The sequence below is a fragment of the Snodgrassella gandavensis genome, from assembly GCF_914768025.1.
GTDB classification, from domain to species: Bacteria; Pseudomonadota; Gammaproteobacteria; order Burkholderiales; family Neisseriaceae; genus Snodgrassella; species Snodgrassella gandavensis.
In genome coordinates, this window is sequence record NZ_CAJZCE010000001.1 from 123,067 (window position 1) to 135,064 (window position 11,998).

The window sequence follows — 11,998 nt, forward strand, 5'->3', positions numbered from 1 at the left end:
AGTGCCGCTGTTTTCTATAGGGCGTTGTATGGGATGTGATTGTAATCAGAGCGCACAGGCGCAGCGCGACAGCAGTAGCAACTATGAGCGCAAACAAGCCATTTGTACGACATGCGCGGAAATCAACCGCTGGGTAGCAGGTACCCCACCCGGGGCACCGGTGCACATTCTTGACCGATGTTCGCAGTGTGGCTGTTTTATCAAGCCCAAAGCAAAAATCTGGGGCTTACATTGCCCATTAGATAAATGGTAGTAAAGGTATAGATATGTCAGAAGATTTAACCATAGGCGTGGGTATCGACGCGCGCGGATTTATTTCCGGCATACGCAGCACGGAAGAGCAGGCCAAAAAAGCATCACAGGCACTGACACGCGCCTATCAGGCGTCTGCCCGCAGTGTTAACGGCCTGACCGATGCAGTCATTGCCACCAGAGCCCAAACCCTGTTAAATCTGGGCGTCACCATGGAACAGGTAGACGCATTCAAACAGACTGCCGTATCCGTACGCAAGTACAAGGAAGAATTAAAAAAGGTTAGTGGCGAGTACGAGAATAATTCTGCCGGTTTAAATAGATATCTGTTGGACTTTGGCAAGCAAAATGAATTGCTGTCACTGGCCACAATCAGTATGCGGGAACTCAGGGCGGAAGAAGCCGCCCTTGCCGCCATGAGAAAAGCGCGGCCGGCGGCACCAGAGCCAACCAAAGCGGCCACACCAACAGCGGCAAAAATGGATGCACTGCCTCCGGTTGCAGTCAAAGTCGGGGATATTGATGTTAAAGGCCTGACTGAATTTAATGCCAAGCTGGATACGGCCTTGGTTAAAGCAAAGCATCTGGCCGTGGCCATGCTGGGCATTGGCAGCATGAAACAGTTATCCGGAATGGCGGATGATTGGACAACGGTAAACAACCGTTTGAAGCTGGTGATTAACTCTACTGCCGAATTAGTACAGGTGCGCAGCCAGTTAATGGCCAGCGCCAACAACACCGGCCAGTCATTGAGTACCGTGGCCGAACTGTATAACAAGCTGGTCACGGCGCAGAACCAGACCGGAATCAGCGGCAGCAAGCTGCTGAAACTAACCGATACCATCAATAAAGCCATGGTAATCGGTGGTGGCTCGGCTGAATCACAAGCGGCGGCACTGGTGCAGTTATCACAGGCGTTTGCCTCAGGCACATTGCGCGGTGAAGAATTAAATTCCGTACTGGAACAGGCACCGGGGCTGGCGCAGACAATAGCCAAAGGATTAGGGACAACAGTCGGGCAATTACGTGCACTGGCTGCTGCCGGCAAGCTGACATCCGAGGCCGTGGCCAATGCCATATTAAAGCAGGCGCCAGTCGTTGATGCGCAATTTAGCAAGATGGTCAAGACCATTGGCCAGTCTGCCACCACCCTTAAAAACAAAGTGATGTCCTTTGTTGGCGCGCTGGACGAAACCACCGGCGCCAGCCGCAAAGCGGGTGCAATGATGGAATGGCTGGGTAATCATCTGGGGACGGTTGCAACGGTTGTCGGTACCGTGGCTGCCGTCTATACCGGCAAATATGCCGCATCCATTGCAGCAGTGATTATCCGCAAATACGCCGAAATTGCCGCATCAGAAAAATCTACTGCTGCCATGTTGAAAGAGGCGGCCGCAGCTAAATTTCTGGCGACAGCCAAGGCGAGCAGTGCCGCCACAGGTGCGGCAGGTACCACAGGGGTGGCAGGGGCAGTAGGCGCAGTCGGCAGCGTTGCTGGCATGGCCAAAGGTGGCTGGGTTGGTTTGGTTGCCGGCTTGGCCACAGCAGCATTTACTTATTATGAAATCAGTAAAGCGACCGATGTGGCCACCAATTCCCTCCGGGCGCAGATAGGAACCATAGAAGAGCTAAAAGAAAAATACGCCGCCGCAGATACAACAGAAAAAACGCATCTGAGAAACGAGGCGGAAAAAAACTATAACGACATCATTAAGCGAAGAAACAAGGCAATTGCTGGAATGGTTGTTAAGTCAATAGCTTTTCAGGAAGTGCCGGCTTTTAAGCTTGATAAGTCACTAAATCAAATTAGACAGATAGAGGAAAAATTAAAAAACTGCGAAATAACAGCGGAGCAGGCAAAAGATGAGACATTTAAGCTACTTGATGTAAAACCGGGTTCCAAGACAGCAAAAGCCCTTGAGGAAGCACTTTACGGGGTTGATCAGCTACGCAAACAAAGTAATGAAGCTGCTAAGGAAATGAACGCCTATGGCGGAAACGTGCCCCTATTTGAAACTGCGGAGGAAAAAACACAGGCTGCGGAGGCGGGTGTAAAAAAGGTTGATGAAGCTTTTCAGAAGTTAATTGATTCGCAAAAACAGAGCAATGAGCTTCTTTATAAGCAAAGTCAGCTTATGGCTCGTGGGGTGTCGGAAAATGTTGCTGCTAATTTAGCAAAAGCAGACGACGGCACACGAACACCTGAAGAGTTAAAAGAATATAAATTTGTTTTAGAAACAAATGAATACTGGAAAAAGCAGATTGAAAACACCAAAGCGGTGGCATCAACCCTGCAATCGTTGGGGAATAGCGCTGCTGAGGCGAAGGCTGAGTTACTGGGCGGAAAGGAGGGATTAACTTTATTCAAACTTTCAACGCAAAATGCCACCAGCGCGCAGATGGAACAGGCCAAGCAGGCCATGGCGCAAAGCAAGCTATACCGGGAGCAGTTGCAAAACCAGCAGACCCTGAAAGACATGGTACAGCAGGCACAGGAGGCAAGGGCAGAACTGATTGGCGGTAAAAACGGCCTGATTGCATTCCGGCTGGGGCTGACCCATGCCACCGATGAACAGATACGACAGGCACAGGCAGTTAATGCATTAACTGAGCAGATACAGAAACAAAAATCTGTTATGGCCACACTGGAGGGTTTAAAAGAGCAGGTTGAAACATTGGGCATGGATTCCATTCAGCGGCAGCTATACGGCATGCGCAAGAATGGTGCCACGCCGGAGCAGTTACGTTATGCCGAGGCCATGCTCAAGCAGATTAAATCATTCGATGAAGCACAAAAAGATACCAAAGCGGCGGCGCAGGATTTATCAGAGGCGGCGGAAGAGTTAAAGAACGGCAGCCACGCAGATAAGGACAAGCCGATTAGTATCTTTAGTCGAGAGTACCGCGCCCGGGAAGAGGCCTACTGGAAAAAGAAGCGGGAAGAAGAACAGAGCATGGGCGGCTTTGCCTTTATCAGTGGCCGCCGGCCATCTGCACCTGATGTCAACCTAATGTCAGCCCCGATGGCGCCAGCCGGCTTTGGCTCAGGCAAAGATGCCACCAAAGATATCGACGACATGATTAAAGTGACGGAGGCCATCAAGGTGGAAATCAGCAACGGCAACAAGAACGTAACTTTAAAAGCACTTTTTGATGCACCCAATGGTGCCAATGAATTCAAGCAAATGCTCAAGAATACGCTACACAGCGTTGCCAGTGATTTGCGATAACCCCGGCCAGATGGCCGGTTTTTTAATGAGGTTTAACCATGCCCTTTATGTTGTATACCGATGCCCAGATGACAATAGAAGCCAGCAACCCCTATCAACTGGATTTTAATGGCGCCGGCAAAAATGAGTTCAAGCTGTTTTTTGGGAGCCCGTACCCCAACGAAGTACTGAAACCAAAAGCAGACCAGCAAATCATGCTGATGCCAGCCAGCCGCCTGAAAAAATGGGAGCCAAACCACGTGTACAGCTTTGGCAATATTATTGAGCCGATCGCATCCAATGGCTGCATGTATCAGTGTCTGGACAATGCCCAGACTGGCAGCAGCGAACCGGCATGGCGGGCAGAGCGCGGCAGCAAATGCAGTTCAGGCAGTACAACATTTATCAATCTGGGGGCGAAATTCCAGCCCGCAGATATCCAGCTAGCCCTGACGTATGCCGGACTGGACACAGCAAATGCCGGTGCTGCGCTGGAGCTGGGCACACAGCTACAGGGTGGCAAGGCCATACCGGTGTATATCCGCGTCACCAATACCAACAACAGCGTCCGCAGCGACCGCTCCGACCCATGCATCAGCATCAGGCTCAATGCCACCATCACCGAAACAACAGCATAAACAGAAAGTGAAACATGCTAGGTTCGTCTTTACTCAACAACACCCTGCTGGCTACCGATAGCGGCGATACAGCGCAGGCAGCAACCAGCGACGGCATCGAATTAATCCGCATCGGCTGTACCGTACGCACCATAGAGCAAAGCGAAGATTTAATAACCCTAACCTGCCATGTTTACCAGAAAACAGACAGCGGTGGCGACTTACTCAATATAGCGCAGGTAGTCAATCCGGTATGCGACAGCGAACTGCTACAGCTTAGCCAGCAGGTACTAAACCCCGCACCCAACCGCTTTATGCGCGCCAGATGTGCACAGGGCTTTGATGGAGAGAAATACGCTATCAGAATATTTGTGGGCGGTGTTGAACTGTGTAACGTAGTGCGCACCTGTGAAGTGCATTTTGCCGAGAGCGAATCAGCCACGGCCAGCCTGTACCTGCGGGAGTCATGCGGCGCAATTGACATATACCAGTACTATAACCGGCAGATCGTTATTTACGCGCAGACCGATAAATACCTGTACCCGATATTCTCCGGCCTGATAGATATGCCCAAAATAGATTATTCAGGCCGTTTGCGCATCCTCAACGCCACCAAAGACCGCAGCAAATCAGTCGAAAAATTAAGCATTGACACCATCCACGGCATTGGCTACTGGTCGCCGTCGATTTTTGGTGAAGAGCAGAATTATGAGACCAAAAACGCGCAGCTCACCGACCGGTTAAGCACCATACCGGCTTCACTTGATTTTGATGCCCGAGAACAGGCGCATCTGACATCTTGGCTGCCTAAACCAGTAGCTGACTGGACACTGAGCGATTGCGATGTTTACGAAGCCAATATGGCCTTAGAGATGAGCAGCGCCGTTTCCATCGTCAACCGGGTTGAAATCGAATTACACCACCAGTTTGACCGCCTGATTCACCGAGAAATCAGCTTTAGTTACCGCTACCTTAGCTTTATGAATGATTTTGATTACATCATAAAAGTGGCCGCAGAGGGGCCCGCCCCGAAACTGGCCGATGTCCAGAGTGCGGCAAATGGCGGTGGCTGGACAACCGGCGAATGGTGGGTTAAAGGCACACCGCCCCCGGGCGTGTATAACGGTGTGATATGGAAAGCGGCCGATTACAAATACGATTACGAGCCAACCGGCGAAAAGGACGAAAACGGCCACGATATTGTCAATGTAGTGCAGATTCCAATCGGCAGCGACAGCAATTTATACGCGCTGGCCGCTTCATGGAAAGCAATGCGCCGCTGGAAACAGGCAATTGATGAAAAGTACATCATTGTCTTACAGAATCAGGAATCCATTGCCATTCATGGCGAAAAAAAGGAAAAAATTACCTACAGCATCAACCATGAAAGTGATGATGACAAAATGGCCAGAAACTGGGGCAGTGAAAAGCATTACAAAAGGCCAAAAGGGATAAAGCAGTTAAATGGCGACTATACAACCAATATCGACAACGTTATCCCCGGAGAATTTGCCAACGGCTATCAGGTTGCCGTGCAGATAGGCTATACCAGAATGCTGGAAAGCCACCGGCAGAACAGCATAACCATGGATTGCAAGTTCTTACCGTTCGCCAGCCTGACCCATAGCGTACATGTGGACACAAAACGGTTTAACGCCAACGTCAAAATAGCGGCATACAGCCATAGCTGGGATTTTACCAGCAAGCGCGGCAAAACCACCCTGACCGGTAAATTCTTCATGAATCCCGGCAGCCGCACACAGACATTCAGCCAAGTAGAGCCACCGCGCGAGCGGCCACAACTGCCCTGTGAAACATTTCAGCAGGAATTCGTATTAAACGACTATATCGTCCCTTATGGCGTTGACGTGATTGAGCAAGACCCGAATGCGGACAAAGATGAGGACGAAAAGAGAGAAGAGGAAGAAAAAGACAAAGGCAATTCCGCCATTATCGGCAAGCCAAAATTCAAACTCTATGAATGCAATGGCTATGTACGAAAAGAAACCGGTTACACCTTTAAAGGTACCAAAATGAAACGCGGCATCGCATTCAGAGTGCAGACGCCGGACATAGAAGAGAAGAGCACCGACACACTGGACGTTAATGCCGCCGATCAAACATTTAATCTGGCCATACCGCACAACGAGCCATCTCCACAGTTAACCTGTCATAAAAAATGAGTAATGAACATGAGCCTAGCAGAAGATTTCCGCAAACTGTTTGGTAACCACCGCCCCGGCTATGAGCGCACCCCCAACCGCCCGCGACTGCTCGGCGCCACAGGAATGTCAAAAATGCCGTATGGTGGGGATATGCCCCAAAGCAATACCTGTCTGGACAAATACGCCTTATTACATTTCAACAGCAACGGCCAACCATCCATTGCCAGCGCACGCGCGATTGAGGGCTTGTTTGAAGCAAACACCGGCCGGCAGGTGCGCATATTTCTTGACCCCAGTGCCACAATTTGCGAAAACAGCGACGTAGAACGTTTCAGCGCTTACATATGGTACAAATTGCAGCTTAAAAACAACTATGAAGCAATACTAACCGGTAGGTGTTTTACAAAAGATCATATCTTCTTTGGTTTAGCCCATTGGTTTTTAGGCTTGGATATATTAAACACGCCATTACCATGGCCGGGCGAAACCAATCATATAGGAATTAATAACATACGGAAAAGCGCAGGTACACTTAAAGATACAATGTATAAAATGCTGAAAACCAACGCATTAAACGCCAAAGCATTTTTTACAACCGTCCCGATAAAAGAAAACCTACTGGCCACCAATCGCGAGGAGTACAAAAAAGCAGTTAAACAGATTTTTGATTTTATCTGCACCCACATCAACAAAGATAGTAAATATAACCGCAATACAATGTTAGAGGTATATGCCTTTTATCAGCAGAAAAACAGCTTCATAACCGAAAAAAATAGAGCTTCAGCCATGCTGATTAGCGATACTGAACAGTATGCAGGTAAAAAAATTCCCGAAGATGGGGAGAAAGTTTATACATGGGAAACACCGGCCAAACCGTTTCTATATGGCTCCGCGTACAACCACACCTTTAATGCGAAAGATGTTTACTGGGGAATTTCGGCCGATAATTACAAAGTGTATGAATCGCGCTGGAAATTTGCCGATGATCTGGTATACGGCGCTGGCCTGATTAAAGATTATGCCCTGCAAAGCGCAGGCATTACCCGGGATGAAGAAATCACCGCGGATAATGTGGCTAACGTTAAATTTGCTGACCATTTCATCCATTCGTTTGACTACTCAGAGGGTGTACAACAGTACTTTGAACAGGACGTGACCTTTTACTATCGGAATAAATACGATGAAGATGGTAACGAGACCGGCGAAGACATGAATGTCCCTTTCATCACCCTGTCAGAGAAAGGCATTACCCGATTATGGAGCGTGGACATCTTCCCGGATAGTGCCATCATCGATCTCAAATTTGACCCAAAATCAGGCAAATTTATACCGTCGCATCCCGTTGACCCAGAACTACTGCCCGAAAATCTGAAAAATCTAAGTGGCTTAAACCTCAAGGATGAAGAAGAAAACCGCTACAGCATCACCTTAACCGAAGGTGGTTTTTTATTGCACAGCGCAGCAGCGGGTAAAACGTGGCAGATCATGCACGGCGATTACACACTGGCACCCAAAGAAGAAAAAGGCAACAACAATGAGATGCTATAAAAACAACTTCAGCACCACCCTGGTCGAAGAGCTGGCACTAAACAAAAAAGATGCCGAGCTAATCCTTGATGAAGAATCCACAGAATTACTTTTACAGGCCATACCGATGAGCCGTGGACGGCATTACATGCGGCTAACCTTACAAAGTGCCGATGCGGCAGAATATGAGCTCATAGACGTCTATAACCAGTATAACAACAGCCTGATAATCTGCCGCGCTGGTATGGAAGAAACAACGCCGGCTGCATGGCCAGCAGGGACACGCATCTTGTGCGCACCTACAGCACAGAGCTTTCAGCCCAAGCAAATAACCCATGTCAACGTCAGATGGCAAATTGATGACAGGAATACCTTAATTATAGATGCGCGCAACGGCAGTACACAGATACTGCTACCAGCAGAAGATGGTGACGAAACGGCGGGTTATCCCGTCGTGTTTACACATATGCGTGATGGCGATGAAATGTTATTGGAATTAAAAGGCATTGATAGCGCAGACCAATTGCCGGATTTTGCAAACGCAACACTATTAAAAGGCTAAACAATGGGCATGTTACTAAAAGTTTATATGCATAACGGCTGGCGTTATGTCCGGCCACTAGGCAAAATTGCGCCATCTGCGATTGCCTCATTCCCCTTTGGGCGGGCACAGTATCAGAGCAATACCGAATGGCGGGACGAAATCAGCGGCCGCTATGTCGTGCCACAGAATACTCAAATCGGAAAAGGTGCGATCAACCCGATTCATGGCAGCGATGAGGGCTTATTGCTCAATAGCTACAAAACAGCCGAGAACAATCCAAGCAGCAACGCATTAACCAATTCTTCCGAATCAATTCTGTACGGCAATGCACTAACCATCCGCATTAAGCCGGGACAATTTGCCGGCTTCCCCCTGATTCTATGCGTACTGTATGGCGAAGAGGGGGAACATGAGCGGGATGAATTACTGATTATTGCTGTTCAGGATTTACAGATTGTCACTTACTATCGCCAGCGCAATGCCGAAAATAAGGACGTAACAAAAAACCAAACCGGCATATACCTGAACAATAACGATCGCTGGAGCAGCATCGGACTGAATTTTAGCAGTAGTGACGGCTTCGGACTGGCCGGCATTTATCATAAGTTCACTTACCATCGATTAAACATAGAGCCGTTGAAAGAGTTCAACTATTTCTGGCTATTTGACTTTAATACAGACACATGGGTGGAATATGAAAACGAAGAGGAAATAACCGCCTTTAACGGTGGTATAGCACAGGCTAAAGTCTACAGCAATGCTTTATCCGGCGATGAATTCGGTACCCTGCTGGGTGAGTACAATGATAATGATGATCAGGGCGTGATTTACATAGACAAGCCAAGTGGCGGAGTGCTGGCCGAAATTTACACGGAGACAAAAGAGGTAAGCCCCGGCGGCGGCGATAGTGGCGGCAATGGCAGCAATAACCCGCCGGGTGGCAACGGTGGTTCGGGCGGCAACGGTGGTTCGGGCGGCAACGGTGGTTCGGGCGGCAACGGTGGTTCGGGCGGCAACGGTGGTTCGGGTGGCAACGGTGGTTCGGGCGGCAATGGCGACGATAAAGTTAACATTGGTGGTTCAGGCGATCAAGACCCACTTAAGCCGGGCACTTTTTGTATGAACAGTGAGGATTAAAATGGCTTTTATGTTATATGCAGATAAAAAAATGCAGAAGCCGGCCAATATCCGCCTTGCATTTAACGGCACCGGCATTCTTGATACAGTGCTGTATTTTGGTAGCAACCAGAGTGACGAAGTATTAAAACCGCAAACCGATGCGCAAATCATACTCAAGCCGGTTGACCTGATAAAAAAATGGCAGCCTAACAAGTTGTATTATTGGGGCAACATAATTGAGCCAAGCCACCCTAATGGCTATATTTACCTGTGCATCACTCAGGGCACAACCGGCAGCGAAGAGCCGAGATGGTGGATAGATAGCGGCGGTTCGGGTTCTTCCGGCAGCGCATGGTTTACCGTACTGGGCGAAGCGTACAGGCATACCGATATCAAATTATCACTGACACAGGCGGGGCTGGATCGTGCGGTAGGTGGTGCTGGTGTTGAGCTGGGCGCACAGTTGCAGGGTGGCAAGGCCATACCGATATATATGAGGGTGGCTAATAAGTCCTATGACTTACGTAATGACTTTAATGATGCCTGCCGTGGCCTTGCCACCAACAGCACGATTACGACGACAACAGACGTATAAATTTACATAAAATGTTAAAGATTTACTCATATTAATTATGTTATTCTTGTCTTTTATGCAAAGGAAAAGCGTCAATGTCGTTCAAGAATTTGTATGCACTTTTGGGAGTTGCGCCTACAGCCTCTGATACAGAAATAGTAAAAGCGATGCGGGAAATGGCGCAGCTTCAGTTGATAGAATTGGATGATTTAAAGCTTTGCAAAGCTACGCTGCTAAACCCAGAAGAGCGTAAGAAATACAATGCACAGCTATTTGCGGAGCACCCAGAAGTCTTGGGAGAGTTAACCAAACCTAAAGAGACTGAGGAGGTAAAGCCGCCGCCACCTAAGAAAACAACGCGGAGCAAGAAAAAGCTGTATGTGATTCTAGCGAGCGTGGTCGCAGCAGGGGTTGTTGCAGGGGCGGTTGTTTACTTTAAGCATTACAAGCCTTTGTGGGAGGCTAAAGACGCCGTACGGGACATATTAAAAGACCCTGATTCAGCTAAGTTTTATAATGTTAAAAGACTTGTAAACTCCAAAAATGAGCTTCTATCTGTTTGTGGTCAAGTAAATGCAAGAGTTCCCGCAGGAGGTTACGGAGGGAAACAGCTATTTGTGTACCTTGTAAAAACCAAAAAGGCCATGTTGATTCCTAGCAAAAGGCCGGAATCGATAGGGAAGGAATATTTTTACAGCACTATGTATAGAATAAACTGTTTAAATGCAGACCCTGATGAATTAGCAAAACAAAGCGCCGAAGCTATAGCTCGCTCAGTTGAATATGAAAAATTGGCAAGTGAAAGAGAAGTGACTTCTATTTACGATATTGAATACGATCGTTTGGATAAAGAAATGGTAGAAATGGCTGGAAAAATGGAAGAGGATAGGCAAGCAATTTCTATTTTTTCTGATAGCGATGACGAATGATTCGATGATAGTAACATTAACCCAAGCCAGCTAGTAGCTGGCTTTTTTATTAAACGACTAACCGCCTAGTGGCGGTATTTTTATGGAGTAAGCACATCATGCTTAAAGCATTTAAATGGTTGCACTGGTTGCTTGATTTACGCTTTTTGCCAGACAAATTCCAAGATTGGTTATTTGGTACCGGCACACGAATAATTGAAGTGCTAAGCGGGTTTGCCATGCTGGGGTTTGCCCTTGTATTTGCACTGCATGGTGAAGAGATGATTAAAGAGGATTTATACGAAAAATTCCTGCATCTTCACCCTAAAATATTCGTGGCCATTCTGGTAATTGTGGCAGCAGGGCAGCTATTTGCTGCCTTTTTTCATTCCAGCCGCAGCAATATCCTGTCTGGCTGCTTCCTGATCTGGTCGGCATTAATCTGGGTTGTTATATCCGGGGCATTTATCGCAGCATACCCGCCTTTGTCTACAGGCATGACCACCTATCCCATTATTGCCATCATCTGTGCCCTTGCCGGCAGGAATCTAATCAAACACACCAAACGGGTAGAAGACAAAAAAGGCGGTGAATGATGGACGAGGCTTTCACACTAGCCAATTGCTTTGCCCTTGCTGGCGGCTTTCTGGGCGCGCTGGTGGTGTCTGATTACAAACGCTATGGGACAGTACTAACAGTTACGTTCATCGTTATAGGCATGGTTTTTGCGGCAGCATTAACGGAATATTTCTTTACGCAAAACCACCCGTGGCTATTTGCCGGTGCTGGTGTATTTGCCGGTATGGCTTCCACATCTCTACTGGATGCATTCAAGGCCACAGCACCAAAGATGGCACAAAAGCTGATTAATGCGGTTTGTAACAGGGCAGAGAAGATGATTGGTGATACTGATGATGGGCAGAAATAGGGTGTCTGTTGCGTTCCCTTTATCATTATGTAACCGTTTCAAGCCAGCTTAGTGCTGGCTTAATCTGAAACACAGAGCAAATTTTAAGATTAGATTTCTAGGATGGGATTGAAAACTACAACTGCAAAACTTTGTTTCACATTCATTTCTATTGC

11 protein-coding genes are annotated in these 11,998 nt (G+C 47.9%); all 11 read left to right on the top strand.

From position 1 onward, the window contains the following. Positions 1–28 precede the first annotated feature (28 nt). The 11 genes from MJ764_RS00600 (at position 29) to MJ764_RS00650 (ending at position 11,843) form a co-directional block, all read left to right on the top strand. Positions 29–253 (top strand): hypothetical protein, encoded by a 225-nt coding sequence (locus tag MJ764_RS00600; protein WP_239323657.1) that lies wholly within the window; start codon positions 29–31, stop codon positions 251–253. A gap of 13 nt (positions 254–266) precedes the next feature. After that, positions 267–3,482, top strand: a complete 3,216-nt coding sequence (locus MJ764_RS00605; RefSeq protein WP_239323659.1) for a tape measure protein — start codon at positions 267–269, stop codon at positions 3,480–3,482. 38 nt (positions 3,483–3,520) lie between these two features. Continuing rightward, a complete protein-coding gene (locus tag MJ764_RS00610; RefSeq protein ID WP_239323661.1) occupies positions 3,521–4,099 on the top strand; it encodes a hypothetical protein in 579 nt (192 codons plus the stop codon). A 14-nt stretch (positions 4,100–4,113) separates the two neighbouring features. Beyond that, positions 4,114–6,261, top strand: a complete 2,148-nt coding sequence (locus MJ764_RS00615; RefSeq protein ID WP_239323663.1) for a hypothetical protein — start codon at positions 4,114–4,116, stop codon at positions 6,259–6,261. 9 nt (positions 6,262–6,270) lie between these two features. Next, a complete protein-coding gene (locus MJ764_RS00620; RefSeq protein WP_239323665.1) occupies positions 6,271–7,791 on the top strand; it encodes a hypothetical protein in 1,521 nt (506 codons plus the stop codon). Continuing rightward, positions 7,778–8,332 carry a hypothetical protein gene (locus MJ764_RS00625; protein ID WP_239323666.1) on the top strand — a complete coding sequence of 185 codons (555 nt, stop codon included), beginning with the start codon at positions 7,778–7,780 and terminating at the stop codon, positions 8,330–8,332. The genes MJ764_RS00620 and MJ764_RS00625 overlap by 14 nt, the downstream gene beginning before the upstream one ends. A gap of 3 nt (positions 8,333–8,335) precedes the next feature. Then, on the top strand, positions 8,336–9,451 hold the full coding sequence (locus MJ764_RS00630) for a hypothetical protein (RefSeq protein WP_239323668.1): 1,116 nt from the start codon (positions 8,336–8,338) through the stop codon (positions 9,449–9,451). Between the two features lies 1 nt (position 9,452). Beyond that, positions 9,453–10,028, top strand: a complete 576-nt coding sequence (locus MJ764_RS00635; RefSeq protein WP_239323669.1) for a hypothetical protein — start codon at positions 9,453–9,455, stop codon at positions 10,026–10,028. Positions 10,029–10,102: 74 nt separating this feature from the next. Beyond that, the gene (locus MJ764_RS00640; RefSeq protein WP_239323671.1) at positions 10,103–10,936 is read left to right on the top strand and encodes a hypothetical protein; all 834 of its coding nucleotides are present in this window, start codon (positions 10,103–10,105) and stop codon (positions 10,934–10,936) included. A 98-nt stretch (positions 10,937–11,034) separates the two neighbouring features. Beyond that, positions 11,035–11,511: a hypothetical protein gene (locus tag MJ764_RS00645; RefSeq protein WP_174828674.1), complete on the top strand. Its 477-nt coding sequence runs from the start codon at positions 11,035–11,037 to the stop codon at positions 11,509–11,511. After that, positions 11,508–11,843, top strand: coding sequence for a hypothetical protein (locus MJ764_RS00650; protein ID WP_239323673.1), 336 nt, complete (start codon positions 11,508–11,510; stop codon positions 11,841–11,843). The genes MJ764_RS00645 and MJ764_RS00650 overlap by 4 nt, the downstream gene beginning before the upstream one ends. Positions 11,844–11,998: the final 155 nt, after the last annotated feature.

What these genes read in the sequence shown, in the direction of transcription:
- MJ764_RS00600 (WP_239323657.1), top strand. Translation starts at nt 29, where the DNA reads ATGGGATGTGATTGTAATCAGAGCGCACAGGCGCAGCGCGACAGCAGT.
- MJ764_RS00620 (WP_239323665.1), top strand. Translation starts at nt 6,271, where the DNA reads ATGAGCCTAGCAGAAGATTTCCGCAAACTGTTTGGTAACCACCGCCCC.
- MJ764_RS00615 (WP_239323663.1), top strand. Translation starts at nt 4,114, where the DNA reads ATGCTAGGTTCGTCTTTACTCAACAACACCCTGCTGGCTACCGATAGC.
- MJ764_RS00630 (WP_239323668.1), top strand. Translation starts at nt 8,336, where the DNA reads ATGGGCATGTTACTAAAAGTTTATATGCATAACGGCTGGCGTTATGTC.
- MJ764_RS00605 (WP_239323659.1), top strand. Translation starts at nt 267, where the DNA reads ATGTCAGAAGATTTAACCATAGGCGTGGGTATCGACGCGCGCGGATTT.
- MJ764_RS00650 (WP_239323673.1), top strand. Translation starts at nt 11,508, where the DNA reads ATGATGGACGAGGCTTTCACACTAGCCAATTGCTTTGCCCTTGCTGGC.
- MJ764_RS00610 (WP_239323661.1), top strand. Translation starts at nt 3,521, where the DNA reads ATGCCCTTTATGTTGTATACCGATGCCCAGATGACAATAGAAGCCAGC.
- MJ764_RS00640 (WP_239323671.1), top strand. Translation starts at nt 10,103, where the DNA reads ATGTCGTTCAAGAATTTGTATGCACTTTTGGGAGTTGCGCCTACAGCC.
- MJ764_RS00635 (WP_239323669.1), top strand. Translation starts at nt 9,453, where the DNA reads ATGGCTTTTATGTTATATGCAGATAAAAAAATGCAGAAGCCGGCCAAT.
- MJ764_RS00645 (WP_174828674.1), top strand. Translation starts at nt 11,035, where the DNA reads ATGCTTAAAGCATTTAAATGGTTGCACTGGTTGCTTGATTTACGCTTT.
- MJ764_RS00625 (WP_239323666.1), top strand. Translation starts at nt 7,778, where the DNA reads ATGAGATGCTATAAAAACAACTTCAGCACCACCCTGGTCGAAGAGCTG.